The organism is Streptomyces cinereoruber, from assembly GCF_009299385.1.
GTDB classification, from domain to species: domain Bacteria; phylum Actinomycetota; class Actinomycetes; order Streptomycetales; family Streptomycetaceae; genus Streptomyces; species Streptomyces bikiniensis.
Map to the genome: position 1 here is coordinate 5,084,199 of NZ_CP023693.1, position 25,915 is coordinate 5,110,113.

Genomic DNA, 25,915 nt, shown 5'->3' on the forward strand with positions numbered 1-25,915 from the left:
GCTAGCGTGACGGGGATGATGGGCGTGAAGACCATTCCCCCGGCGGCCCGCGCGTACATCGGCTGTGCCCTGCTCGCCGCCGGCGCGTGCGTCCTGCCCGCGCTGCGCCCCGGCGCGCCCTGGGGGACGATCGCACTCCTCGCCGCCCTGTACGCGCTCTGCGAGCTGCCCGCCCGCTGCCCCCTCCTGGGCCGCGCGCTCGGCGGCTCCGTCCCCCTGGGCACCGGCTCCTTCTTCCCCGTCCTCCTCGCCGCGGCGCTGCTCCTGCCGCCCGCCGCCGCCGCGCTCACCGCCGTGCCCGGCAGCCTCCTCGCCCGCGTCGAGGAGCCCCCGGCCGCGCCCCGCCGCGCCTGGCGGGCCGCCGCCACGACCCTCGCCGTCTGGGCCGCCGCCCACGCCGCCGCGGCCCTGGGCGGCCCGGCCGCCCTCGGCCACGGCCGGGACGCCCCCGACCTGCCGTACGCGCTGCTGCCCGCCTGCGCCGCCGCCCTCGCCCTCTGCCTGGTCCTGACCGCCCTCGACGGCGGCATCCGCGCCACCGTCGACGGACTGCCCCCGCGGGCCGCCTGGCGCGGGCTCCTCGGCCGGGCGCTCGCCCCGTACCTCGTGCACGGCCTCGCCGGCCTGATGATGGGCGTCCTGTGGCGCGGCAGCCACGGACCGGTCGCGGGCCTCTTCGTGCTCCTGCCCATGTACATCTCCTGCTGGGTCTTCGCCCAGTACCACCGCGAGCGCGCCGCCCACCAGACCACCATCCGCGCCCTCGTCCAGGCCGTCGACATCAAGGACCGCTACACCCGCGGCCACAGCGAGCGCGTCGGCCACGCGTCCGTCCTCATCGCCCGCGAGCTCGGCATGCCCGAGGACCGGCTCGACGTCGTCCGCTTCGCCGGGATCCTGCACGACGTCGGCAAGCTGGGCGTGCCCACCCGGGTGCTCCGCAAGGACGGGCCCCTCACCCCCGAGGAGCGCCGGGTCATCGAGCTGCACCCCGAGTACGGGCACGAGATCGTCCGGGGCATCGGCTTCCTCGGCGAGGCGCGGGACGCGATCCTCCACCACCACGAGCGCATGGACGGCAGCGGCTACCCCTACGGGCTGCGCGGGGAGCGGATCCCCGAGTTCGCCCGGATGGTCGCCGTGGCCGACGCCTTCGACGCCATGACCTCCAACCGCTCCTACAGCCGGGCACGCCCGGTGCCGGTCGCCGTCGCCGAACTGGAGCGGTGCGCCGGCACCCACTTCGACCCCCGGATGGTCGACGCCCTCGTCCGGGCCCTGGACCGGCACGGCTGGCGACCCGCCGTCACCGCCGACGAGAGCGCGGCGCCGTCGGGCGGGAACGCGGCCCTGTCCGGTGGGACCGTGACCCCGTCCGACGGGACTGCGACCCAGTCCGGCGGGACCGCGCCCCAACCCGGCGGGGGCGTCCCCAAGGCCCGGGAGGCGTCCGCCCCGTCCCCGCCCAGGCCCTCCACCCCACCCCCATCCCCGTCCCCGTCGTCCTCCGCCCCGTCCGGGGAGCGCGCGTGAGGCCCGGCGTGCTCACCGTCGGCGCCGTCCGCGCGGCCGCCCTGCTGCTCGGCCTCGCCGCCCTCGGCGCCACCCTCCACGACGGCCTCGACCAGCCCGGCAACGCCCTCGCCTTCGGCGCCCTCGTGGCCCTCGGCGAGCTGGCCCGCCGGGGCGCCGCCCCCGGCGAGCGGGAACCCGCGCCGCTCGCCGCCGCCGGAGCCCTCGCGTACGCCCTGCTCGGGGAGAGCGCCGGGAGCCCCACCAGCCACGGAGCCCTCCAGACCGTCGCCGTCGTCACCGCCGCCGGCCTCGCCGGGAGCGTCCCCCGCCTCGCCCGGGGCCGGGGCCCGGGCCCCGACCACCTGGCCCGCCGCGTCCTCACCGTCGGCTTCGCCGCGCTCTGCTTCCAGCCCCTCCACACCTCGGGCGCCGTCGCCCGGCACCTCGGCGAGGGCCCGCCGTACGCCCTCTTCCTCGGGCTGCTGCTCGTCCTCACCGCCCTGTGCGACGCCGTCCTCGCCGCCCTCCTGCTCCGCGCCCGTACGGGCTTCCCCTACGGCTCCCTCCTCCGCGACGAGCTGCGCGCCCTCCTCGGCATCGGCTCCGCCGTCTGCGCCACCGGCGCCGTCATGGCGCTCGGCGTCGCCGCCGCCGGCCTGTGGGCCCTGCCCGTGCTCGCCGTCCCGCTGCTGCTCACCCAGGTCTCCTACCGGCGGTACGAGGCCGTCCGCACCGTCAACCGGCAGACCATCGCCTCCCTCGCCCGGGCGACCGAGGTCGCCGGCTGCACCCCGCCCGGCCACGCCCACCGGGTCGCCGCCCTCAGCGCGGCCGTCGGGCGCGAGCTGGGCCTCTCCGGGGCCGAACTGACCGTCCTCGAACACGCGGCGCTCATGCACGACATCGGCCAACTCTCCCTCGTGGACCCGGTCGAGGGCGGCGCCACCGCCCTCCTGCCGGCCGAGGAGCAGCGCCGGATCGCCCTCCTCGGCGGCGAGGTCGTCCGCAGGACCGGGGTCCCGCCGGCCGTCGCCGTGATCGTCGAGCGGCAGGCCGACCCGTACCGCGAGCAGCCGCTGCCCGCCCGGATCGTCCGGACCGTGAACGCCTACGACGACCTCACGGGCGTCGCGGCGGATGCCGGGCGGGGAACCGGGGTAGGAGGGGGTCCGGGCGCCGCCCTCGACGCCCTGGAACGGCTCCGGCTCGGCACCGCGCGCGACCACCACCCGGACGTCGTCGAGGGCCTGGCCAGGGTCCTGGCCCGGGGCGGGGCGGCCGGGATGACCCCGGTCCTCCCCGGGTAACCCATGGGTAATGAGCGCGTGTCCGACCGGGCATGGTTGGATGCGAACAAGAGGGTGAAGCGACCGGCAGGCGGGAATCGTGAAGATCTTCGGGAAGGTACGGCATCGGCCCTCCGCCTCGTGGCGGCAGGCCACCGACCGCGCGTTCACGCTGATCGGCGACGGCCGGTACGAGGACGCGGGCGCGCTCCTCACGCGCGCGGCGGACCTGGAGCCCTGGCTCTCCGAGTCCTGGTTCAACCTGGCGCTGCTGCACAAGTTCCGCCACGACTGGGAGCAGGCGCGGGCCGCCGGGCTGCGCGCGGTCGCCCTGCTCGACAAGGAGACCGGCGCCCCCGACTGGTGGAACGTCGGCATCGCCGCCACCGCCCTCCAGGACTGGCCGCTGGCCCGCCGCGCCTGGCAGGCGTACGGGCTGCGGGTGCCCGGGGCCGCCTCCGGCACGGGCGAGCCCGTCGGCATGGAGCTGGGCAGCGCCGCCGTCCGGCTCTCGCCCGAGGGCGAGGCCGAGGTCGTGTGGGGCCGCCGGCTCGACCCGGCCCGGATAGAGGTGCTCTCCATTCCCCTGCCGTCCTCCGGGCGCCGCTGGGGCGAGGTCGTCCTCCACGACGGCGTGCCGAACGGCGAGCGGACCACCACCGCCGGGCCCTCCTACCCGGTCTTCGACGAGATCGAGCTGTGGGCGCCCTCGCCCGTCCCCACCTGGGTGGTCCTCCTGGAGGCCGCCACCGAGGCCGACCGGGACGCCCTGGAGCAGCTGGCCGCCGAGGCGGGCTTCGCCGCCGAGGACTGGTCGTCCTCCGTGCGGCTGCTCTGCCGGGCCTGCTCGGAGTCGACCATGCCGAGCGCCGAGGGCGAGGGCGAGCACTCCGACCCGCACGACCACAGCGAGCCGGGGCACCCCGGGCCGCTCGGCCACCGCTCGCCCGGCGAGCTGTGGGTGCCGGAGCGGGAGTGCGGCATCGCGGCCCCGGCCGGTCTGGTGCGCGGGCTCCTCGACGGCTGGGTGGCGGACAGCCCGGACAGTCGCGAGTGGCGGGATCTCGAAGAGGTCTGCTGAGCGGCCCGTCCCTGCCCCGTAGGCTGTCCTCCGACGGAATCGGGTTTTTCAGGAAGGCGCGGCCGGACATGGCGCAGCAGGAGACGGACGAGCAGACGCAGATCAATGACGGCTTCGTCGTGGACACGGAGGACTGCGAGGCGCGTGAGCTCGCCCACCGCGAGCGCGGCAAGGCCCGCCCGATCACGGTCGTCGGCAACCCCGTGCTGCACAAGGAGTGCAAGGACGTCACCGCGTTCGACGACGAGCTCGCGGCGCTGATCGACGACATGTTCGCCAGCCAGAAGGCCGCCGAGGGCGTGGGCCTGGCCGCGAACCAGATCGGCGTGGACCTCAAGGTCTTCGTCTACGACTGCCCGGACGACGAGGGCGTCCGGCACACCGGCGTCGTGATCAACCCGGTGCTCCAGGAGCTGCCGGCGGACCGTCGCGTCCTGGACGAGTCCAACGAGGGCTGCCTCTCCGTGCCGACCGCCTACGCCGAGCTGGCCCGCCCGGACTACGCCGAGGTGCACGGGCAGGACCCGCAGGGCAACCCGATCAAGGTGCGCGGCACCGGCTACTTCGCCCGCTGCCTCCAGCACGAGACGGACCACCTGTACGGCCGCCTCTACATCGACCGCCTCTCCAAGCGCGACCGCAAGGACGCCCTGCGCCAGATGGAGGAGGGCACCCCGCGCTACGAGACGGTCCCGAACGACTGATCCACGCCTTTTCGCGTCCGTACGGCGCGGTGGACGGCCCAGCCGAACACCGCGCCGACCGCGTACCAGAACAGGTCCGGCGCGTTGAACGACGTACCGAACACGAGCCGCGCGAGCACGCTGTGCGCGGCCAGCTCCGCCGGGACGCCGCTCAGCTGGAACAGCTCCACGGCGCAGCTGAACCCGAGCGCGGTCCCTGCCGCCACCCCTGCCTTGACGCGGGGCGCGAGAAGCACCACGAGGGTCAGGACCAGCACCGTGTACAGCGCGTCTCCCGCGTACTTGGCGACGCTCCCGGGCCCCGTGGAACGGACTCCGAGTCCCGCGGCGACGACCACCAGGGCCGCACCGCCCGCCCGGAGGCGCGTCCGCACGCGATCATCCGTGCCGGAGCCCGGCGTCATCGCCCCATGCCCTTCTCGAAGTCGACCGGGACCCGGGAGATCGGTTCCCTCCGCACCTCAGTCGCCCGGCAGCTTCAGGGCCCCGCACTCTCCGGAGTGCGGGGCCCTTCCCCGTACAGAGGCACGGGCGTACGGACTAGAAGTCCTCGTCCAGGTCCACCGAGCCCTCGACCGCCACCTGGTAGGCGGACGGGCGGCGTTCGAAGAAGTTGGTCAGTTCCTGGACGCCCTGGAGCTCCATGAAGGAGAACGGGTTCTCCGAGCCGTACACCGGGGCGAAGCCGAGGCGCTGGAGGCGCTGGTCGGCGACGCACTGGAGGTACTCGCGCATCGACTCGGTGTTCATGCCCGGCAGGCCGTCGCCGCACAGGTCGCGGCCGAACTGCAGCTCCGCCTCGACGGCCTCCTTCAGCATGTCGGTGACCTGCTGCTGGAGCGCGTCGTCGAAGAGCTCCGGCTCCTCCTTGCGGACGGTGTCCACGACCTCGAAGGCGAAGTTCATGTGCATCGTCTCGTCGCGGAAGACCCAGTTGGTGCCGGTCGCCAGGCCGTGCAGCAGGCCCCGGGACCGGAACCAGTACACGTAGGCGAAGGCGCCGTAGAAGAACAGGCCCTCGATGCAGGCGGCGAAGCAGATCAGGTTCAGCAGGAACCGGCGGCGGTCGGCCTGGGTCTCCAGGCGGTCGATCTTCTCGACCGAGTCCATCCAGCGGAAGCAGAACTGCGCCTTCTCGCGGATGGAGGGGATGTTCTCGACGGCGGCGAACGCGGCGGCGCGGTCGTCCGGGTCGGGCAGGTAGGTGTCGAGCAGCGTCAGATAGAACTGGACGTGCACGGCCTCCTCGAAGAGCTGCCGGCTCAGGTAGAGCCGCGCCTCGGGGGAGTTGATGTGCTTGTAGAGCGTCAGGACCAGGTTGTTCGCCACGATCGAGTCGCCGGTCGCGAAGAAGGCGACCAGGCGTCCGATCATGTGCTGCTCACCGGGGGTGAGCTTGGCGAGGTCGGCGACGTCCGAGTGGAGGTCGACCTCCTCGACGGTCCAGGTGTTCTTGATCGCGTCCCGGTAGCGCTCGTAGAAGTCCGGGTAGCGCATGGGACGGAGGGTGAGTTCGAAGCCCGGGTCGAGCAGGTTCTTCTCGGTGTTCGGGGTGGACATTACTGGCAGGCCTCGCAGGACTCGGGGTTTTCCAGGGAGCAGGCGACCGCGTCGGGGTCGGCGACCTGCTGGACGGGGATGGGCGCGGCGGCGGCCGTCGACGCCTGGGCGGCGCGGGCGATCCGGGTGGCCGGGCGGGAGCGCAGGTAGTACGTCGTCTTGAGGCCCTGCTTCCAGGCGTACGCGTACATCGACGACAGCTTGCCGATGGTGGGCGTCTCCAGGAACAGGTTCAGCGACTGCGACTGGTCCAGGAACGGGGTGCGGGCGGCGGCCATGTCGATCAGGCCGCGCTGCGGGATCTCCCAGGCCGTGCGGTACAGGTCGCGGACCTCGGCCGGCACCCAGGTGAAGCCCTGCACCGAGCCGTTGGCGTCGCGCAGCGCCTCGCGGGTCTGCGCGTCCCACACGCCGAGCTTCTTCAGCTCGTCGACCAGGTACGAGTTGACCTGGAGGAACTCGCCCGACAGCGTCTCGCGCTTGAACAGGTTGGAGACCTGCGGCTCGATGCACTCGTACACGCCGGCGATCGAGGCGATCGTCGCGGTCGGCGCGATGGCGAGGAGGAGGCTGTTGCGCATGCCGACGGCGGCGATCCGCTCGCGCAGCGCCGTCCAGCGCTCCGGCCAGTTCAGCTCGACGTCGTAGTGGTCGGGGTGCAGCACGCCGCGGGCCGCGCGGGTCTTCTCCCAGGCCGGAAGGGGACCGTTGCGCTCGGCGAGGTCGGCGGAGGCCTCGTACGCGGCGAGCATGATCCGCTCGGCGATCCGGGTGGAGAGCGCCCGCGCCTCGGGGGAGTCGAAGGGCAGCTTCAGCTGGAAGAAGACGTCCTGGAGGCCCATGGCGCCCAGGCCGACCGGACGCCAGCGGGAGTTGGAGCGGCCCGCCTGCTCGGTCGGGTAGAAGTTGATGTCCACGACCCGGTCGAGGAAGGTGACGGCCGTGCGGACGGTCGCGTCCAGGCGCTCCCAGTCGATGTCCGAACCGACCACGAACGCGCCGAGGTTGACCGAGCCCAGGTTGCAGACCGCGGTCTCGCCGTCGTCGGTGACCTCCAGGATCTCCGTGCAGAGGTTGGAGGAGTGGACGGTGTGGCCGGGCTCGGCGGTCTGGTTGGCCGTCCGGTTCGAGGCGTCCTTGAAGGTCATCCAGCCGTTGCCGGTCTGGGCCAGGGTCCGCATCATCCGGCCGTACAGGTCGCGGGCCGGCATCGTCTTGCGGGCCAGGCCGGCCGCCTCGGCCTTGCGGTAGGCGGCGTCGAACTCCTCGCCCCACAGGTCCACCAGCTCGGGCACGTCCGAGGGGGAGAACAGCGACCACTCGGCGTCGGCGTTCACCCGGCGCATGAACTCGTCCGGGATCCAGTGCGCCAGGTTCAGGTTGTGCGTGCGGCGCTGGTCCTCGCCCGTGTTGTCGCGGAGCTCCAGGAACTCCTCGATGTCCGCGTGCCAGGTCTCCAGGTAGACGGCGGCGGCGCCCTTGCGGCGACCGCCCTGGTTCACGGCGGCGACGGAGGCGTCGAGGGTCTTCAGGAACGGCACGATGCCGTTGGAGTGCCCGTTGGTGCCCCGGATCAGCGAACCGCGGGCGCGGATGCGGGAGTACGAGAGGCCGATGCCGCCCGCGTGCTTCGAGAGGCGCGCGACCTGGTGGTAGCGGTCGTAGATGGAGTCCAGCTCGTCCTGGGGGGAGTCCAGGAGGTAGCAGGAGGACATCTGCGGGTGGCGGGTGCCGGAGTTGAAGAGCGTGGGGGAGGACGGCAGGTAGTCCAGGCGGCTCATCAGGCCGTACAGCGCGGCCACCTCGTCGAGCGCGCGGACGCTCTCGTCCTCGGCCAGACCGCAGGCGACGCGCAGCATGAAGTGCTGCGGGGTCTCGATGACCTTGCGGGTGATCGGGTGGCGCAGCAGGTAGCGCGAGTAGAGGGTGCGCAGGCCGAAGTAGCCGAAGCGGTCGTCGCCGGCGCGGTCGATGGTGGCGTCGAGGCGGTCGGCGTGCAGCGCGACGAACTCGGCGGTGCGGTCGGCGATCAGGCCCTCGCGGTGCCCGACGGCCACCGAGGAGGAGAAGTTCACCGAGCCCTGGGAGGCGGCCTCGTCGGCGATGGTGATGGTGAGGAGCCGGGCGGCGAGCCGGGAGTACGCCGGGTCCTCGGCGATCAGGCCGGCGGCCGCCTCGGTGGCCAGCTCGCGCAGCTCCGCCTCGTCCGCGGCGGCGCTGCGGCCGCGGAGCGCGGCGGCGGCGACCCGGCCGGGGTCGGTGTCGGGGAGATCGGCGGTGAGGTCGGTCAGGGTCCGCAGCAGTACGGTCCCGGGGCCGTCGCTCTCGACCGCGGAAGCCTCGGCCGAAGCCGGATCGGCGGGCGCGATGGTCACGTGGGGGCTCTCCCTCGCTCGGCTCGGGGCCTCGGCGGGGGCAGGCGGACGGGCGGGCGTCCACGCACGACGCGCCGCGTCCACCGGCCCACTCCGCGAGGCCCGGACGTCTGTGGCACCCGGAACGGAAGGACCGGGCGCACTGTCGGCAGGTGTTCGGACTCACCCCGGACGAAACCGCACGAAGTACACCGTTGCGGGACAGTTCCGGATTCGCGCCGGATTCCCCTGCGTCGACAGCGAGGACGAGCATACATGTGGTGGACGCCGCTCGTGGCACCCCCCACATGTTGTGTCGTCCCCTGGACGGGACTTGGGCGCGGAACTCCGGGGAACGGGCGCGCGGAGACCGTCCGCCGGGGGACGCGACGGGGCCCGGGGCCTCCTGGTGGAGGTCCCGGGCCCTTGCGGCGGCGGTGGCGGCGGTGGGGTCAGTGGGTGGGCGCGGTGGCCTTCTCCATCTCGGTCTTCACGCCCGGGTCGCCGGCGTCGGCCGTGTAGTCCGACGGGGAGGTCTCGTCGACGCCCTCGGGGGCCTTGACGGCCTTGAGGACGAAGGTGAGGACCACGGTGACCACGACGTTGAGGACGAAGGCGGTGAGGCCGATGTAGCCGATCTCGCCGATGCCCGGGATCTCGGCGGAGGAGCCGCCGAAGTGCTTCTGGGTCGGGCTGGCGACGCCGTACGCGGCGACCGTGCCGTACACCATGCCGACGGCCCAGCCGGCGAGCAGCGCCCAGCGGTGGAACCAGCGGGTGAACAGGCCGCCGACCAGGGCCGGGAAGGTCTGCAGGATCCAGATGCCGCCGAGCAGCTGGAAGTTGATCGCGACCGTCTTGTCCATGGTGAGGACGAAGGCGAGCGCGCCGACCTTCACCAGGAGCGAGACGATCTTGGAGACCTTGGTCTCCTGTGCCGGGGTGGCGTCCGGCCTGATGAAGTCCTTGTAGATGTTCCTCGTGAAGAGGTTGGCGGCGGCGATGGACATGATCGCGGCCGGGACGAGCGCGCCGATGCCGATCGCGGCGAACGCGACGCCCGCGAACCAGTCCGGGAACATGGTCTCGAAGAGCTGCGGGATGGCGAGCTGGCCGTTCTTCACCTGGATCCCGGCGGCGATCGCCATGAAGCCCAGCAGCGCGAGCAGGCCCAGCATCAGCGAGTACAGCGGCAGGATCGTGGTGTTGCGGCGGATGACCTCGCGGCTCCGGGACGACAGGGTCGCCGTGATGGAGTGCGGGTACATGAAGAGCGCGAGCGCGGAGCCGAGCGCGAGCGTCGCGTACGTCCACTGGCCGGCCTCGCCGGGGACGAGCGCGCCGCGCGGCTTGTCGGTCGCCGGGTTGGTCTGCGCGAAGGCCTCGCCCGCCTTGCTGAAGATCTCGTCGAAGCCGCCCAGCTTGATCGGGATGTAGATGATCGCCACCGCGATGACGATGTAGATCAGGGTGTCCTTGACGAAGGCGATGAGCGCGGGGGCGCGCAGGCCCGAGGAGTACGTGTAGGCCGCGAGGACGCCGAAGGCGATGAGCAGCGGCAGGTCCTTGACGAACCAGTGGGTGTTCTCGCCGCCGCCGACGCCCATCACGTCCAGGACGGCCTGGATGCCGACCAGCTGGAGCGCGATGTACGGCATGGTGGCGAGGATGCCGGTGAGCGCCACCGCCAGCGACAGGCCCTTGGAGCCGAAGCGGCCCCGGACGAAGTCGGAGGTGGTCACGTACCCGTGCTTGTGCGAGACCGACCACAGGCGCGGCAGGAAGGTGAAGATCAGCGGGTAGACCAGGATCGTGTACGGGACGGCGAAGAAGCCGGCCGCGCCCGCCGCGTAGATGGCCGCCGGGACGGCGACGAAGGTGTACGCGGTGTAGAGGTCGCCGCCGAGCAGGAACCAGGTCACCCAGGTGCCGAAGGACCGGCCGCCGAGGCCCCACTCGTCGAGGCTGTGCTCGTTCTCGGCCCTGCGCCAGCGCGAGGCGAGGAAGCCCATGACCGTGACGGCCAGGAAGAAGAAGATGAAGACGGCGAGTGCCACGCCGTTCACGCCGTCCTTCATCGCGCGTCACCCCCCTTGCGGGCGCGCTGGTCCCGCTGCCACAGCTTGTAAGCGATCATGGTGAGCAGGGTGGAGACCAGGACCCAGAGCATCTGGTACCAGTAGAAGAAGGGGATGCCGGCGAAGAGGGGTTCGGTCTTCGCGTAGGAGCTCACCCAGAGCATCGCCACGAACGGGGCGACGAGACAGAGCGCGATCACCACCCGCAGGGGGGTGATGGGCGGTTGTTTCCCTTGTGTCGCTTCTGACATGGCGATGTCGTCCCCTCGCTGATCACCTCGGTAGTGCTGGGGAAATCTAGGGGACGCGTCCGCTTCATGGAACCCCCGTCCGCATAACGGGTCCGATGTGGCGGGCGCGGGCGCGGGCGTCAGAGCCAGCCCTCCTTGGCGGCCCGCACCCCCGCCTCGAACCGGCTGCGCGCGCCGAGCCGGTTCATCAGTTCCGAACTCATCCGGCGGACGGTCCTCAGCGAGATGCCCAGCCGCCGGGCGGCGATGTCGTCCGTGCAGCCGATGCCCAGGAGCATGATCAGCTCCCGTTCCTGGGGGGAGAGGTCGTGCTCGTCGCGGCGCGGGCTCTCGCCGAAACCGGTGCCCGCGTCCCACAGGCGGTCGAAGAGCACCACGAGCGCGTGGATCAGGCCGGGGCTGCGCACTTCGAGGGCGCCCGCGCGTCCGTCCTCCGGGTCGAGGGGGACGAGCGCGGCCTCGCGGTCGACGATCACCATGAGCATCGGCACCACCGGCACGGTCCGCGCCTCGCCGCCGAGTTCGCAGTACCAGCGCACGTACTCGACGGTCGGCGGGTCGTTGCGGAAGCTCTCCTGGTAGATGGAGCGGATCTTCACCCCGCGCTCCAGGGCGAGTTGGTCGAGCGGCTGGCTCGCGTCCATCGTGTCGGGGAGCTGGGCCCCGCCGGGCAGCAGGGAGAGGCACTCGGTGCGGGCGTTCGCCGCGAGGCCCTCCAGCCGCTCGCGGACGTCGTCGAGGCCGGTGATGCGGTCCACGATGTCGGGCCGGACCCTCCGGGGCCGGGCCGCGTACGAGGCGAGGATGCCGTCCACCGCCCGTCCGGCCCGCTCCACCTGGCGTCTGCGCCTGCTCAGTTCGGCCTCGGCGCGGGAGAGCAGGAAGGAGAAGCCGACGTCGGGGTCGAAGGGCTCGACCTCGCCGGAGGAGTCGTCCATCAGGACGAGCTTGAGGTCCGCGAGGCGGGCGAGCGCCTCGCGGACCTCCTCCTCGGGGCGGTCCAGATGGGCCGCCATCTCCGCCGCGTCGTACTCGGGCCGCTCCAGGAGCAGGCGGTAGACGGTCTCCGTCGACTCCTTTATGCCGAGCGCCTCCAGCATCACTCTCTCCCCCTCGTCACGTTCCGTCGCGCGACCGACCGCGTTCGTGATCGCGGTCGTCGATGCTAGAGGGGGAAACGGTCTAGGTCTAGACCAATCGGGTGGCGTTTCGGTGTACGGACCACCGCCCCGCCCCCGGCCGCACCCGCACCCGGCCCGCCAGCGCGTCGCCCACCGCACCCATCGCGAACCCGGAGACCAGCAGGGCGAGTTCGACCTGGGGGCCGATCCCCACCGCGAGCACCGCGAGCGCGCCCGCGCCCGCCGCCACCGGCCCCGCCCGTCCGGGACCGCCCGCAGCCGAGGCCGTCGAACGCTCCAGGGACACGCAGAACGCGAAGGCCCCCACCACGAGCGGCACCCAGCCCGTCACCGCCCCCGTGTCCGCCGGGCCCCACTGCCACACCACCACGAGGCCTCCCGCGGAGACCCCGGCCGCGAGGAGCGCGCCGCACACCGACCGTGCCGCCGCCCCCGGCGCCCGCGTCCGGCCGACGAGCACCCCGAACGCGGCCAGGGCCGCCAGCGGGACCGCGTACGGCAGCAGCCCGTACACCCCCTCCACCAGATCGGTGTCCACCACGCCCGAACCGCCCACCAGCGCACCGGAGCCGGCGAACGCCGAACGCAGCGCCGCCACCGTCCCCGCGCCGGCCGCCGTCATCGGCTCCGCCACCGGCACGACCACGACCAGGGCGGTGCCGGAACGGCGCCACTCGGCGGCCTCCGGAGCCGCTGCCAGCAGCACCCCCGGGACCCGGGCCGCCCGCGCGGCCACCGCCTCCGCGTCCGCGTCCTCGGGGACCAGGACCTCCAGCGGGTTCAGCACCCCCGACGGCACCCCGGCCGCCCCGAGCCGCTCCAGACCGTCCAGGGACGGACCGCTCTCCACCAGGGCGCGGGCCTCCGGATTGCCCACCCGCAGCTGCGTGGCCGCGCCGGCGAGCAGGACGAGCAGGACCAGACCGGCCGCGGCGAGGGGGCACGGCACCGCGAAGACGTTCCGTGCCGGACGCGTCCCCCGTGCCGCCGGTCGCGGCACCACCGACCGCAGCACCGGCACCAGCGTCAGCGACGTCGCGATGCCCACCAGGCACACCGCCGCCCCCGCGATCCCGATCGAACGCAGGAAGGAGACCGGGAAGAGCGCCAGGACGGCGAACGCCGCCGCTCCCGCCGCACCGCCCGTCACCGCGGACCGGGCACCGGCCCCCGGCGGTTGCGTCCAGCGGTGGACCGCCACCACCAGCGCCGTCACCGGGACCAGGTACACCACGACGAAGCTCACCCCGGTGAAACCCGCCACCGCCTCCACGAGGACCATGGCCCCCACCGAGGTCACCGCCGCGAGCAGCAGCGGCGCCAGGACCCCGAGCGCCGAGCGGAACGCCAGCGCGAGCAGGACCAGCAGCCCCAGCGCGCAGGCCGCCTTCACCACCAGGGCCGCCGCGCCCGGCCCCGCCAGGGCGCTGTCGTGCTGGAGCGGCAGCACCCCCGTCACCCCGGTCCGGGCCTCGGGCAGCGCCGACCGGAGCCCCTCGCGCAGCGAGCCCGCGGCCTCCTCCACGGCCGCCAGCCCCGCCAGGTCCGGCTTCCCGGCCCCCGGGTACACCAGCGCGTACACGGTCCGGCCGTCCGCGCCGAGGAACCCCTCGTCGCCCGTGTCCGCGTACGAGACCGTCCGCGCGCCCCGGCCCGCCGAGGCGGCGAGCGCCTCCGCGAGCCGTTCCCCGGTCGCCCGGGCCCGTACGTCCGTGCCCGCCGGCCAGGTCACGACCGCGACCAGCGGGGCGACGGCGGCCCCGTTTCCGTACCGCTCGTGGACCGCCTGGTTCGCGCGGTGGCCCGGCCCGCCGGACGCGGTGAAGGACTGGTCGAGACGGCCGAGGCCGGCCACCGCCGCCACCCCGCCGAGCAGCAGCACGAGCAGCCACACCGCGCCGGCCGCCGCCCGGTGCCGCAGCGCGAACTCCCGGACCCGGTCCGCCGGTTCAGTCGACATCGTCGAGCCGCTTCCGCAGCTCCGCCGGAAGGCGCAGCCCCACCGCGCCGAGCGACTCGTCCAGCTGCGCCGTCGTGCTCGCCCCGACGATCGGCAGGACCGGCGGCTCGCCGCCCAGCGCCCAGGCCAGGACCACCTGGTTCGCGGTCGCCCCCAGCTCCGCCGCGACCTCGGCGAGCACCTTCAGGCGCCGTTCCGAACCCTGGTGGCGGTACTGCTCCGGAACCTCCTTGCCGGGATCGGTGTACGCGCCCGTCAGCTGGGTCGTGTACGCCGTGAACGTCAGCTCCGGCCGCGTCCCCAGATAGTCGATCAGCTCCTCCGAGGCGTGCGGGTTCACCCCGAAGTCCGCTCCCGGGCGCGGGCGGAGATAGGTGTAGCGCTGCTGTACGGCCGCGTAGTCCGGCACCCCGGCCGCCACCGCCGCGCCCCGCGACTCCTCGATCCGCCAGGCGGCGAAGTTCGAACAGCCGGCCCGGCCGATCTTCCCGGCCTCCACCAGCTCGCCGAACGCGCCCATGGTCTCGGCGACCGGGGTCCTCCGGTCGTCGATGTGCGCGTAGTACAGGTCGATCCGGTCCGTGCCCAGGTTCCGCAGGCTCTTCTCCACCTCGCGGCGGATCACCGGGGCCGAAAGCCCCTCCGCGCACTCCGGCCACGCCGAGCCGGGCGGGTCCGGCAGCGCGCCGACCTTGGTGGCGAGCACGAGCTCGTCCCGCACGCCCCGGCTGCGCATCCACCGGCCGATGACCAGCTCGCTCTCGGCACCGGTCGCGCCCGGCTCCCAGAAGGCGTAGGTGTTCGCGGTGTCGATGAAGGTGCCGCCCGCCTCGTGGAAGCGGTCGAGGACGGCGAAGGCCGCGGCCTCGTCGATCCGGGTGCCGAACGGCAGGGTGCCCAGGCACAGCGTGCTCACGCGGGGGCCGCCGGGACCGCCCAGGTTCGTGTACTCCATCAGTTCTTCCCTCTCTCTCGTACGGTCGGTGCGGTGACGGTCAGCTCCTGGACCAGGTGGTCCGACAGCCCTTCCGCGTCGCGGAAGCGGTACGAGCCGACCCGTGCGCCGCCACCGGTGAAGGCCCAGTCGATCCGCCACAGCCGCAACCGGGCACGGGCGTTCCAACTGGCCGGGCAGAGCGAACGGCAGGCGCCGATCGCGTCGCGCAGCGACCGGGGCATCCGGCGGATGTCCCCGATGGCCGCGCTGGTGTTGAAGTCCCCGGTCACCAGGACCGGGTGCGGGTTGTCCCGCAGGTCGGCGACGAGCGCCGCGTACTCGCGGTCGCGGGCCGCCGCCCGGCGCCGCATGTCCCGGAAGAAGGCCGGGCGCAGCGGGTTCATCACGGTCAGCTGCACCGGGATGTGCACGTTGTACGTCGACAGGACCGCGTCCCGCGCGCCCCCCGTCCGCAGGTCCACCCGCAGCGAGCAGGCGCCGACCGGCACGGGCGGGCCGGCGGGCGGGAAGCGGGACAGCGTCACGGAGTTGTTGTCCACGCAGAGGTGGTGGTCCGGGAACGCCGCCCGCAGCCGCTCCTCGTCGTCGATGTCCCACACCTCGCCGCCCTCGAAGCCGTTCAGGTACTCCTGGAGGACGTACACGTCCGCGTCCAGCGAGGTCAGGAAGGCGTAGAACCGGTCGGGGTCACCGCCCTGGTTCCAGTGCTGGGTGTTCCAGGACACCAGGCGCAGCCCGTCGCCGTCACCGCCGGCGTCGTTGTCGCCGCCGGCGTCGGCGGGCCGGGGGAGCAGTGCCCGCGCGTTGATCCCGTTCTGCCGCCAGGCCGCCAGGAGACAGACCGCGGCGAGCGCGCCCGCCCCCCGCGCCCCGGTGGCCGCCGCGGCGGCGAGCAGGGCCAGCGGGACGGCGGCGAGGAGGAGCGGCGGCAGCAGCGAGACCGCGAGCCACGGCCACCAGCGCCCGTTGAGCGCGAGGTGCAGGGCGAGGAACACCGCCCAGAGGAGGGTCGCCCAGCCGACGGCGCCGTACGGCACGGTCTCACCCGCTTCCCGGCAGCGACACCCACAGGTCCTGCACCGCGTGGTCGGACAGCTTCTCCGGCGCGCCGAACTCGTACCGCTCGGCCTTCGCCCCGTTCCCGGTGAACGCCCAGTCGGTCCGCCAGAAGGGCTTCCAGCCGCCCTCCTCCCAGCTCGTGGGGTACGGGTCGGTGCTCACCTCCGCCGCGTCCGAGAGGCGCTCCCGCAGCGGGTCGAGGTCCGACATCGCGGCCGTCGCGTTGAAGTCGCCGGCCACCACCACCGGGTTGCGGTTGGCCGCCAGGTCCGCCTCCAGACCGGCGTACTGGGCCCGGCGCGGGGCGAACCGCTCCCGCATGTGCCGGTAGAAGGCGGACGAGAGCAGGCCGTCCGGCATGCTGTTCCACACCGGCATGTGCACGTTGTAGAACGACACCGCCCGCCCCCCGACCAGGACGTCCGTCCGCAGCACCTTGTTCTCCCGGTACTCCGTCGGCCAGTCCGCGCCCGTCGGCACGTCCCGGGCCGGGCCCACGGCCGGCTGCCGCACGATCGGGAAGCGGGAGAGCGTCACCAGCTCGCCCCGGACCGCGATCCCGTACCCCGGGAACTCCCGGCGCAACCGGGCCAGGTCGTCGATCGGCAGCCTCCCCTTCCGGTCGGCGGTCACGTGCTGGTACTCGTGCAGCAGGTAGACGTCCGCGTCCTTCGACCTCAGGAAGGCGTAGAAGTGGTCCTGGGTGCCCAGGAGCTGGTTCCAGGAGTTGGTGTTCCAGGCGAAGACCCGCACGGAGTCCGGACCGGGGGCCGGTTCCGGCCGCCACGCCGCCGCCGGGTCGAACCCCGACTGCCCGAAGCCCATCAGGAGGGCGAGCACGGCGGCGGCGAGGCTCCGCCACCGGGCGGCGCCCCGGGCGAGCGGGGCGAGGACCGCGAGGCCCAGCGGGACCAGGACGAAGGCCGCCGGAGGCACGATGCCCACCAGGTGCCCCAGCCAGATCCGCCCGTCCGCCGCCCACTCCACGAGCAGCAGCGCGAGCCAGGCCAGGGCCGCTCCCAGGACGATCCCGTTCCGGCGGCGCCGGGACCGGCTCCGGTCCCGGGCCGGGGCCTCCGGCGCGGTCTCCGGGGTGGCCTCGGGGGCGGTCTCCGGGTCGGTCCCCGGGGCGAGCACGTCAGCCACGGGAGGCCACCGCCCCCGCCGTCCGCACCGGCGTCTCCGCCGCCGGCCGGTGCTCGGGGCGCGGCTGCGGGTCGTACAGGTGCCGGAACCGCTTCGAGCACAGCCACTGCACGCCCGCGACCCCGATCGCCGCGAACACCGTCAGGTTCACCAGGAAGTTGACCGCCACGAAGTACACGAGGAACGCACGCCCCCGGTGCTTCCGCACCACCCGGTACATGTCCAGGTCGCCCAGGACGCCGAGCGCGAACAGGGCGAGCGGGAGCAGCGCCCACAGCGGCCCCCACAGCACGGGCGCGGCCAGCGCGGCCACCGCCAGCGGCGCGGCGAGGCTGGCCCCGGCGCGCGGCCCGGTGACGAAACCGCCCTGGAGCGCCCGGCGGCCCAGGATCAGCGGCACCGCGAGCCGGGCCCGGGCGAAGACCTTGTCCAGGACGATCCGCAGGGTGTCGTCGTGGTCGTGCCGGCCGCGCACCTCCAGGGAGCTGAGCACCGTGTACCGCTCGGAGATCCGCCGCCCGTAGTCCTGGTCCTCGGTGTGCCGCAGGATCGGGTTGAACGGCCCGACCTCGTCGAAGACGTGCCGGGGCATCGCCAGGATCGCGGTGTGGACGGTGTCGATGACCCCTTCGGACCGCAGGAGCAGGTAGTACTGCTGGAGCGAGCGGTACTCCTCGATCAGGCTGTCCCGGATCAGCGGCTCCGGCTCGTAGGTGCCGCAGATCGCGCCGTACCCCCGCCCCGAGGCGAGGAGTTCGACCGACTTCTCGACGGCGTCCGGGTGCATGGCCACGTCGGAGTCGAGGAAGACGAGGATCTCGCCGGAGGAGAGCTCGGCCCCCAGGTTGCGGGCGACCGCGACCCCGCTGTTGACGCCGGTGGAGACCACCCGGGCGCCGGCCGCGGCGGCGATCGCCGCCGAGTCGTCGGTGGAGCAGTCGTCCACGACGACGACCTCGACGTTCGGGTACGTCTGGGTGAGGGCGGCCTCGACGCACAGGCCGATCGAACGGCCGTAGTTGTAGTTGGGGACGATGACGGAGACCAGGGGGAAGGACGGGGCGGAGGACACGGGGGAGGAAGGGGCGGGGGAGGGGGTGGAGGACATGGTGGGGGCTCCTAGAAGAGGACCTTGGCGAGGGAGAGGGCCCCCTGCCGCCACGGTTCGACACTGGTGACGCCCTCGCTCCTCTTCGCGGGGCGGGCGCCGGCGGGCGTGTGCCGCTGCTCGCGCCACCAGGCGAAGGTGCGCAGGATCGCGTCCTGGTTGGAGTGCTTCGGCCGGAAGCCGAGCACGTCCCGGGCCTTGTCGGTGGAGACGAAGCTGTCGTCGAGCAGCTTGTGCAGCAGACGCCCGTAGACCGGGGAGAGGCCGGAGCGCTGGAGCAGGCTGAGCGCGGTGAGCGCGGGCCTGGCGGGCATCGACCGGACCCGCTTGCCGTGCCCGGCCGCGTCCAGGACGGCCTGGAAGTCCTCGCGGATCGTGCCGAACTCGGTGGCGCCCAGGTTGAAGGTGTCGTCGGCCCGCTCGGCCGGCGCGTCCATGGCGGTCACCACCGCGTCGACCAGGTCGGCCACGTCGAACATCTGGATGCGGACGTCGCCCCGGCCGAGCACGGGGAAGTTCCGGCCCTCCTCCGCCCACTCGAAGAGCATTGCGAAGAGCCCCATCCGGCCGGGCCCCAGGAAGGTCTTGGGGCGCAGGATCGGCACGCACGTCCCCCGGTCCCGGAAGCGCTCCGCGACCTCCTCGGCCTCCGCCTTGGCGGCGCTGTAGGTGTCGACCGGCTCGCGCGGGTACTCCTCGGGCGTCGGCACCGTCTTCGGCAGGCCGTAGACGGCGGTCGAGGAGATGTGCACGACCCGGGGGACGGCGTTCGCCTCGGCGGCGGTCAGGACCGCCTCCGTACCGCCGACGATCACCGAGCGGATGGTGTCGGCCGGGTAGCTGGGCAGGGCGGCGGCGCAGTGCACCACCGCGGCCGCGTCGGCCGTGGCCCGCTTCATCGCCACGGCGTCCCGGACGTCCGAGACCGTGTGCGTCAGGTTCGGGTGCTCCGTGCGCGGCGCCCGCAGGTCCACGCAGTGCACCTGCCGCCCGTCGTCGAGCAGCCGCTCGATCAGGGTCGATCCGAGCATTCCGGCACCGCCGGTGACCACGATGCGCTCTACCACAGCGACGACACCTTCTCCTTGACGAAACGGGTGAGCAGACGGGGGAGACCCTGCGCGAGGGTCTTGTCGAGGCACTCCAGGAAGAACTCGGCCTCGTGCGGTTCGGCGACCAGCGAGGGCGCGACCATCAGCGGGTTGTCGCCGTTGAGGGTGTAGTACGTGTAGACGCCGTGGTCCCGGTAGAGGGCGTTGACCACCGACGAGGTGACGAGCTTGGTGAGGAAGCGCGGGTCCTTGGTCATCGCGCCCGGCACCAGCTTCGTGACCAGTTCCAGGACCTTCGGGCCCTTGTGCAGGAAGACGCCGTGCAGCGCCCCGTGCCCGCGCACCTCGGCCACCACGTCCGGGTGTTCCTTGGCGATCCGCTCCAGGCCGGGGGCGAGGATCCGTTCGAGGTCCCGGGCGCGGGCCGGGTAGTCGTCCTCGACGGCCACGTTGACGGCCTCGATGGCGGTGACCGCCTCCTCTCCGAAGCCGTAGTAGGTGGTGGAGGTGGACTGGAGCAGGGCGTCGGTGAGGTTGTCGTACGCCTTGCGGAAGACCGGCTCGCGGGCGACGAAGGCCGAGATGGAGGACTTGCCGCCGCCGAAGGACTTGGAGGTGGTGAGGATGTCGGGGACCAGGCCCTCGTACCGCATGAAGTGGAAGAGGGTGCCCGTCTTGCCCCAGCCGGTGTAGATCTCGTCGAAGAGCAGCACGATGTCCTCGGCCGTGCACAGTTCCCGCAGTCCGCGCAGGAACTCCTCGGAGCACTCGTTCATCGTGGACGCCGACAGCGGCTCGATGAGGATCGCGTACACGTCCGACCCGCCCTTCTCGGTGCGGAGTTCGGCGACCAGCTTCCGGACCGAGTCCAGGTCCCCGTACCGGAAGATCCCGACGCCCGGGATGCCCGGGAACTGGAAGGTGGACTGGTTCTGGCCGGTGAGGCTGCCCGAGCCGAGCAGCTTGCCGTGGAAGGAGATGTCGGCCCGCAGCACCCGGGAGCGCCGGCCGCCGTGGTACTTGTACGCCAGCTTGACGGCGCCCTCGACCGCCTCCGCGCCGGAGTTGGGGAAGAACGACATGCTCAGGTCGCCGGGCAGCAGCTCCGCCAGGTTGTGGCCGAGCGCCGCCACGTAGGGCGAGAAGTAGGTCTTGTGGACCTCCATGCTCCGGCGCTCCTGGAAGCGCTGCCGGGCGGCGAGGATCCGGGGGTGGTTGTGGCCGTGGTTGAGGACCCCGACGCCGCCGGTGAAGTCGAGGACGCGGCGGCCGTCGCGCTGGGTGATCCAGACGCCCTCCGCGCTCTCGACCAGCTCCTGGCCGAAGCCGAAGGAGGTCATCAGGGAGACCTGGCTCTTGTTGACGTGGTCCTTGTACAGGCGGTGGACCTGCTTGACCGTCATCGACTCGCAGTCGTCGACGGAGTACAGCGGGGGCATGGGAACTCCTAGGCGGGGGAGGGGGCGGAACGACGGGGGAGGGTCAGGAGGAGGGCGGCGCCCCCGACGAGGACCTCGCTGAGGGTGCAGACCAGCCGGCTGGCGACCGCGACGGCGGTCGCCTCCTGCCAGGGCAGGACGGCGGTCAGCGAGAGCAGCAGCAGGCCCTCCCGGGCGCCCCAGCCGTCCGGCAGCACCACCACGAGGCTGGCGGCGGCGGTGGCCAGGGCGAAGCCGCCCACGCAGACCGGCAGCGCGGTCAGCGGCGGGGCGCCGAGCATCACGGCGAGCGCCCACAGGTGCAGTCCCGAGACCGCCCAGGAGGCGGTGGCGGAGGCGAGGGCCCGGCGCATGCCCCGGTCGCTCGCCCGGGTCGCCGGGGAGGGCCTGCGGGCCAGCCGGGCGGCGAACGCGGCGAGGTGGTGGAGCAGTCCGGGCCGTACGGCCCAGGCCAGGGTCACCGCGCCCGGCAGCAGCAGCCACCAGGCCTCGGTGCCGAGCGTCCAGGGCGCGGCGAGGGGGCCGACGGCGAGGCCGGTGAGGACGGCCACGATCAGGTTGAGCAGGAAGACGGCGAGCACGACCGGCGCGGGAACCCCGGCCGCACCGCCCATCCGCAGCTGGGCGAGGACGCCCCAGACGGCACCCGGCACGTACTTGCCGAGGTAGGAGGTGAAGTAGATCCGGGTCGCGGTCCGGCCGGGCACCCCGGGCCCCAGGTCGGACAGGAGCGTCCGCCAGGTGGCCATGGAGAGCAGGACGGCCAGGGCGTTGGCGGCGAGCGCCACCAGCAGGTACGGGACGGAGGCCGGCCGCAGGACGAGGCCGGCGAGCTCGCCCGCCCGGTCGTACAGGGCGAAACCGACGCCGGTGACGATCGCGACGGGGAAGAGGACGGGCAGGGCGCGGCGCAGGGGGCCGCGCCGGGGCGGGGGAGCGGGGGCGGACTCCGGGGCGGGGGCCGCCGTGGTCGTCACCGCCACGGGCCGGTCTGGCCGAACAGCCACGCGCCGGTCAGCGGCACGATCCAGAGGAGGGCGTTGGAGACGGTCATCCGGTCGCGGAACAGGGCCCGCGAGGGGTTTCCGCCGCCCGAGTCCACCACGATGAGCTGGAGGTAGCGGGCGAGTCCGAAGAGCGCGAACGGGGCGGTCAGCACCGCGACCAGCGGGCCGTGCGTCCCGAAGGCCGGGGTGGTCTGGATCTGCAGGACGTAGCTGACGGCGGTGAGCACGGCCGTGAAGGCGAGCAGCTGGTCGAGGAAGCCGAGGGTGTAGCCGCGCAGGGCGGGCCGGTGCAGCACTCCGCCGACCGCCATCTCGTGGCGCCGCTTGCCCAGGATCAGCAGCAGGCAGAGGGAGAGGACGCAGAGCACGAGCCAGCTCGGCACCGGGTTCCCGGCGGCCAGGCACCCCTGGACGAGGCGCAGGACGAAGCCGAGGGCGACGACGAAGACGTCGAGCAGCGGGACGTGCTTGAGCCCCTTGCTGTACGCGGCGTTGAGCGCGACGTACGCGGCGACCGGCCACCAGTCGGCGGGCGCGACCGTACCGGTGAGCACGGTCAGGCCGGCCGTCGCCACGAGGAGCACGGCGAGCAGGGCGGCGAAGGAGACGGCGGTGGCGACGCTCGTGCGGCCGGCGGCGATCGGCCGGTGCCGCTTCTCCGGGTGGCGCCGGTCGCGGTCCCGGTCCCCGATGTCGTTGACCAGGTAGATCAGCGCGGACGCCAGGGTGAAGACGCCGACGGCGGCCAGGGTGCCGCCCAGTGCGCCGCCGTCGAGGCGGGGGGCGGCGAGCAGGCCGAGGGGGACGACGACCGCGTTCTTCGTCCACTGTCCCGGGCGGACGAGGGAGACGAGGTCGGCGAGGCGGCCGGGGGGTGGGGAGGCAGGCGGGCGGGCCTTCGGTGCCTCTCTGCCGGTGAGCACGGGCGTGGCCATGAACGGACTCCTGTGGGCAGGGTCGTACGGAGGGCTGGGGCGGGCGTACGGGCCGGGGCCGGGTCCGGCGCCGGGGCCGTACGGAGGGGGCGGGCGTCACGCGGAGGTCGTGGGGGAGGCCGCCGGGGCCTTCCCGGGGCGGCGCCGGACGCTCGGTCCGAAGTCCGGCTCCGTGAGCCAGCGGACGGTGCCGCGGGCCGCGCCGAGGACGATCGCCTGGTGCAGCACGAAGTGGACGGCGGTGAAGTACAGGAGGAAGCCGGGCCCCCGGGTCCGCAGCGCGAACCGGCTCAGGCCGGGGTCGGCGCAGGCGAAGACCAGCGCGCACAGGGCGGGGACGAGCAGCAGCCAGGGCGAGAGGAGACCGAGGAGGAGGGTGGGGAGCGTCAGCGCGGCCGCGAGGACGCCGAGCGGCCGGTTGGCGGTGAGGCCGCCCTCCCGCATCTGCCCGAGCGCGGCGATCAGCAGCTGGGAGCGCCGGTACTGCTCCTTGAGCATCGCGCCGAGCCGGTCGACGTCGTCGTGCCGGCCGCGGATCGCCCCGGTCATCACGATCCGGTGGGAGCGGACGAGCCGGCCGCTGTACTCGACGTCCTCCGAGTCCCGGAGGTTCTCGTCGAAGGGGCCGGTCTCCTCGAAGACCTCCTTGCGGATCGCGCCGAGGGCGAAGAAGGCGGTGCGGACCTCGCCGACGGCGCGCCGGCGCCAGAAGTGGGCGTGCAGCGCGTGGTAGCGCTCCACGGGCCCGTCGTCGAAGAGGGGTTCGGGGTCGAGGACGCCGTGGACGCAGCCGAGGCCGGGGTCGTCCCGGAGCATGTCGGCGGCGTGGGCCAGGGCCTCGGGGTGGAGCGCCGTGTCGGAGTCGAGGAAGAAGAGGACCTCGCCCCGGGCGGCGGCGGCTCCCGCGTTCCGGGCGGCGGACACCCCGCGGTTGTGGGGGTGGGCGATGAGGACGACGCCGAACTCGCGGGCGATGTCCCGGGACCGGTCGGTGCTGGCGTCGTCCACGACGATGACGTCGAGGGGGGCGTGGGTCTGGGCGAGGACCGAGGCGAGGCAGGCGCGCAGGGTCTTCTCGTAGTTGTAGTTGGGGATGATGACGGACACCGTGGGACGGGCCCTGGGCATGGGGGTTCCTTGGGGGTGGCGGGGTTTTCCGGGGAGTGTGCGGGCAAGCCGGGCGCGGTGCGGGGCTCAGAGGAGCCGGAAGTCCGCGATGCGGTGGCGGGAGAGCTCGGGGGAGTGCCCGACGAGGAGCCGGCAGAGCAGCAGCGCGTGACCGACGGCTTCGACCTCGTCGGGGCCCCGGATGTACAGGGCGAGCCGGACCGTCCGGCCGAGGACCAGGGCCCGCGCGGAGTCGAAGCGGTCCTGCGGCCGGGCGAGGCGGTGCAGCGTCTCGACGAGACGGGCGGCGGACGGGGCAGGTGGGGGGTCGTCGTCCGCCGGGGGATCGTCCTCCGGTGCCCTCATCGAGATGCCGACGAGGTAGATGGCGATCAGCCCCAGGAGAATCCGTCGCCGCCGGCCCGGGCGGTGCCGCCCGTCACCGTGATGTCCGCGGCGGTGACGGGCGCCGCGGCGGTCTCCGCCGGCTGGGCCGCGAGGACGAGGGACAGCGCGGCCGCCGCGGGGACGAGCAGGGTGAGGGCGGAGCGGACCCGAAGGCTGGCGAAAGCGGCGAACCGGGCATTGCTGGGCATGGCGGGGCTACCTTTCGGGGCGGTGCGGGACGGGGAGTCGCGGGGTTTTCCCGGGGCCGTTCCCGGGCTCTGCCGGGCGGCTTCGACGGGTCCAAGACTGGCCCGCGGAGGGGCGGCCTGTCACCGGGGAACGGCTGGCGCCAACCGCGTGGCCGTTTGGGGACAGCGCCCGCCCCCGCGCCGTACGCGCCCTCCACCAGCGCGTTTCCGGGTCGTGTCACGTTCCTGCCAGGCGGAAGGTGCCGGGCGCCGGGCAGGTCCTCCGAGGGGCCGCGCGGCGGGGGCCGGGGCGGTGCGGGCCGTACGGCCGAGCGGGCCGCGCGGCTCCGGGAACGCCGAACGGCCGCAGCCCCGGAGGGTGCGGCCGTTCGGAAGCGTGCGGTCGTACGGAAGCGTGCGGTAGTGCGGTCGTGTGGTCGCTCAGCCGTTGGGACGCTTGAGGCGGGCCACGAACTTGTACCGGTCGCCCCGGTAGACCGACCGCACCCACTCCACCGGCTCGCCCTGCGCGTCCAGCGAGTGGCGGGAGAGCATCAGCATCGGCAGGCCCACGTCCGTGCCGAGCAGCCCGGCCTCGCGCGGGGTGGCGAGGGAGGTCTCGATGGTCTCCTCGGCCTCGGCGAGGTGCACGTCGTAGACCTCGGCGAGCGCGGTGTAGAGCGAGGTGTACTTCACGAGCGAGCGGCGCAGGGCCGGGAAGCGCTTCGCCGAGAGGTGGGTGGTCTCGATCGCCATCGGCTCCCCGCTGGCCAGCCGCAGGCGCTCGATGCGGAGCACCCGGCCGCCGGCCGAGATGTCGAGCAGTCCGGCGAGGGTGTCGTCGGCGGTGACGTACCCGATGTCGAGGAGCTGCGAGGTGGGCTCCAGGCCCTGGGCGCGCATGTCCTCGGTGTACGAGGTGAGTTGGAGGGCCTGGGAGACCTTGGGCTTGGCGACGAAGGTGCCCTTGCCCTGGATGCGCTCCAGGCGCCCCTCGACGACCAGCTCCTGGAGCGCCTGGCGCACGGTGGTGCGGGAGGTGTCGAACTCGGCGGCGAGCGTCCGCTCCGGCGGGACCGGCGTGCCGGGCGGCAGGGTCTCGGTCATGTCGAGCAGGTGTCGCTTCAGCCGGTAGTACTTGGGCACGCGCGCGGTACGGGTGGGCGTCCCGCTCTCTGTCTCCGTGCTGCCCGCGTCCGTGGCCATGGCCTGCCTTCCCGACTCCTGTGCTGTTGCCGTCACCGGCTCCTCCGTCTGTCGCGGCTCACATGGTGGCACGCTTCATGTGCCACCACGGTTTCTCCTGCCGATATGTGCCGCTTCGATGGGGCGTCGGCGAGGCTTCGGCGAGGAGGAGTCGTCCTCCTGCTTCTTATACACCGTGATATCCCCCGTTGGTCTAGGCCATTCCGGCGAGAGGTGAGAGGCTTGCTCCGGCGGAACGGGAGGAGCTCTCCGGTCCGCCGGGGCGCACGCGGCGCGTTCCGGGGGGTGACGACTGGCGCGATTCCTGCGCTCGTGGCCGGACGTAGACCAGGTGTCGGTCCGATAACGGACGCCCTTACCCGTCTTGCGCACCCTTGACACCCAAAAAGGTC

Annotated in this window: 23 protein-coding genes and 1 riboswitch; of the genes, 4 read left to right on the top strand and 19 right to left on the bottom strand. The window is 73.4% G+C overall.

Annotated features, from left to right (window positions below):
- Positions 1-24 precede the first annotated feature (24 nt).
- The 4 genes from CP977_RS23075 to def all read left to right on the top strand — a co-directional run bounded on the left by CP977_RS23075 (position 25) and on the right by def (position 4,586).
- Positions 25-1,533: an HD-GYP domain-containing protein gene (locus CP977_RS23075; protein ID WP_311736876.1), complete on the top strand. Its 1,509-nt coding sequence runs from the start codon at positions 25-27 to the stop codon at positions 1,531-1,533.
- Complete coding sequence (locus CP977_RS23080) at positions 1,530-2,822, top strand: HD-GYP domain-containing protein (RefSeq protein ID WP_062752314.1); 1,293 nt, start codon at positions 1,530-1,532, stop codon at positions 2,820-2,822. The genes CP977_RS23075 and CP977_RS23080 overlap by 4 nt, the downstream gene beginning before the upstream one ends.
- Before the next feature lie 79 nt (positions 2,823-2,901).
- Complete coding sequence (locus tag CP977_RS23085; protein ID WP_104860402.1) at positions 2,902-3,882, top strand: tetratricopeptide repeat protein; 981 nt, start codon at positions 2,902-2,904, stop codon at positions 3,880-3,882.
- Positions 3,883-3,950: 68 nt separating this feature from the next.
- A complete protein-coding gene (def, locus tag CP977_RS23090) occupies positions 3,951-4,586 on the top strand; it encodes a peptide deformylase (protein WP_062752313.1) in 636 nt (211 codons plus the stop codon).
- Here def and CP977_RS23095 read toward each other — a convergent pair.
- From CP977_RS23095 to CP977_RS23185, 19 genes are all read right to left on the bottom strand, one after another.
- Positions 4,562-4,990, bottom strand: coding sequence for a ribosomal maturation YjgA family protein (locus tag CP977_RS23095; protein ID WP_152370741.1), 429 nt, complete (start codon positions 4,988-4,990; stop codon positions 4,562-4,564). The genes def and CP977_RS23095 overlap by 25 nt on opposite strands.
- A gap of 136 nt (positions 4,991-5,126) precedes the next feature.
- On the bottom strand, positions 5,127-6,146 hold the full coding sequence (locus tag CP977_RS23100) for a ribonucleotide-diphosphate reductase subunit beta (RefSeq protein WP_062752311.1): 1,020 nt from the start codon (positions 6,144-6,146) through the stop codon (positions 5,127-5,129).
- Entirely contained in the window at positions 6,146-8,521 is a 2,376-nt protein-coding gene (locus tag CP977_RS23105; RefSeq protein WP_062752310.1) for a ribonucleoside-diphosphate reductase subunit alpha, read from the bottom strand. Before CP977_RS23105 ends, CP977_RS23100 begins: the two co-directional genes overlap by 1 nt.
- 130 nt (positions 8,522-8,651) lie before the next feature.
- Positions 8,652-8,774, bottom strand: a riboswitch (cobalamin riboswitch).
- Between the two features lie 178 nt (positions 8,775-8,952).
- On the bottom strand, positions 8,953-10,578 hold the full coding sequence (gene mctP / locus CP977_RS23110) for a monocarboxylate uptake permease MctP (protein WP_062752309.1): 1,626 nt from the start codon (positions 10,576-10,578) through the stop codon (positions 8,953-8,955).
- On the bottom strand, positions 10,575-10,829 hold the full coding sequence (locus tag CP977_RS23115) for a DUF3311 domain-containing protein (protein WP_109185347.1): 255 nt from the start codon (positions 10,827-10,829) through the stop codon (positions 10,575-10,577). Before CP977_RS23115 ends, mctP begins: the two co-directional genes overlap by 4 nt.
- Positions 10,830-10,948: 119 nt before the next feature.
- Complete coding sequence (locus tag CP977_RS23120; RefSeq protein ID WP_062752307.1) at positions 10,949-11,929, bottom strand: helix-turn-helix transcriptional regulator; 981 nt, start codon at positions 11,927-11,929, stop codon at positions 10,949-10,951.
- An 88-nt stretch (positions 11,930-12,017) separates the two neighbouring features.
- Positions 12,018-13,931, bottom strand: a complete 1,914-nt coding sequence (locus tag CP977_RS23125) for an MMPL family transporter (RefSeq protein ID WP_152370742.1) — start codon at positions 13,929-13,931, stop codon at positions 12,018-12,020.
- Complete coding sequence (locus CP977_RS23130) at positions 13,921-14,886, bottom strand: aldo/keto reductase (protein ID WP_062752305.1); 966 nt, start codon at positions 14,884-14,886, stop codon at positions 13,921-13,923. Before CP977_RS23130 ends, CP977_RS23125 begins: the two co-directional genes overlap by 11 nt.
- Positions 14,886-15,926 carry an endonuclease/exonuclease/phosphatase family protein gene (locus CP977_RS23135; protein ID WP_062752304.1) on the bottom strand — a complete coding sequence of 347 codons (1,041 nt, stop codon included), beginning with the start codon at positions 15,924-15,926 and terminating at the stop codon, positions 14,886-14,888. The genes CP977_RS23130 and CP977_RS23135 overlap by 1 nt, the downstream gene beginning before the upstream one ends.
- Positions 15,927-15,930: 4 nt before the next feature.
- On the bottom strand, positions 15,931-17,094 hold the full coding sequence (locus CP977_RS23140; RefSeq protein ID WP_152370743.1) for an endonuclease/exonuclease/phosphatase family protein: 1,164 nt from the start codon (positions 17,092-17,094) through the stop codon (positions 15,931-15,933).
- Complete coding sequence (locus CP977_RS23145; protein WP_152370744.1) at positions 17,087-18,202, bottom strand: glycosyltransferase family 2 protein; 1,116 nt, start codon at positions 18,200-18,202, stop codon at positions 17,087-17,089. Before CP977_RS23145 ends, CP977_RS23140 begins: the two co-directional genes overlap by 8 nt.
- Before the next feature lie 11 nt (positions 18,203-18,213).
- On the bottom strand, positions 18,214-19,269 hold the full coding sequence (locus tag CP977_RS23150; RefSeq protein WP_109185352.1) for an NAD-dependent epimerase/dehydratase family protein: 1,056 nt from the start codon (positions 19,267-19,269) through the stop codon (positions 18,214-18,216).
- Positions 19,263-20,693, bottom strand: coding sequence for an aspartate aminotransferase family protein (locus CP977_RS23155; protein ID WP_062752301.1), 1,431 nt, complete (start codon positions 20,691-20,693; stop codon positions 19,263-19,265). The genes CP977_RS23150 and CP977_RS23155 overlap by 7 nt, the downstream gene beginning before the upstream one ends.
- A gap of 8 nt (positions 20,694-20,701) precedes the next feature.
- On the bottom strand, positions 20,702-21,676 hold the full coding sequence (locus tag CP977_RS23160) for a lysylphosphatidylglycerol synthase domain-containing protein (RefSeq protein WP_159072870.1): 975 nt from the start codon (positions 21,674-21,676) through the stop codon (positions 20,702-20,704).
- Positions 21,667-22,635 (bottom strand): UbiA prenyltransferase family protein, encoded by a 969-nt coding sequence (locus CP977_RS23165; RefSeq protein ID WP_062752299.1) that lies wholly within the window; start codon positions 22,633-22,635, stop codon positions 21,667-21,669. The genes CP977_RS23160 and CP977_RS23165 overlap by 10 nt, the downstream gene beginning before the upstream one ends.
- A 96-nt stretch (positions 22,636-22,731) precedes the next feature.
- Positions 22,732-23,763: a glycosyltransferase family 2 protein gene (locus CP977_RS23170; RefSeq protein WP_062752298.1), complete on the bottom strand. Its 1,032-nt coding sequence runs from the start codon at positions 23,761-23,763 to the stop codon at positions 22,732-22,734.
- Between the two features lie 66 nt (positions 23,764-23,829).
- Positions 23,830-24,108 (bottom strand): hypothetical protein, encoded by a 279-nt coding sequence (locus CP977_RS23175; protein ID WP_062752297.1) that lies wholly within the window; start codon positions 24,106-24,108, stop codon positions 23,830-23,832.
- A 26-nt stretch (positions 24,109-24,134) separates the two neighbouring features.
- Complete coding sequence (locus CP977_RS23180; RefSeq protein WP_152370746.1) at positions 24,135-24,338, bottom strand: hypothetical protein; 204 nt, start codon at positions 24,336-24,338, stop codon at positions 24,135-24,137.
- A 420-nt stretch (positions 24,339-24,758) separates the two neighbouring features.
- Complete coding sequence (locus CP977_RS23185) at positions 24,759-25,523, bottom strand: GntR family transcriptional regulator (protein WP_053649500.1); 765 nt, start codon at positions 25,521-25,523, stop codon at positions 24,759-24,761.
- Positions 25,524-25,915 lie beyond the last annotated feature (392 nt).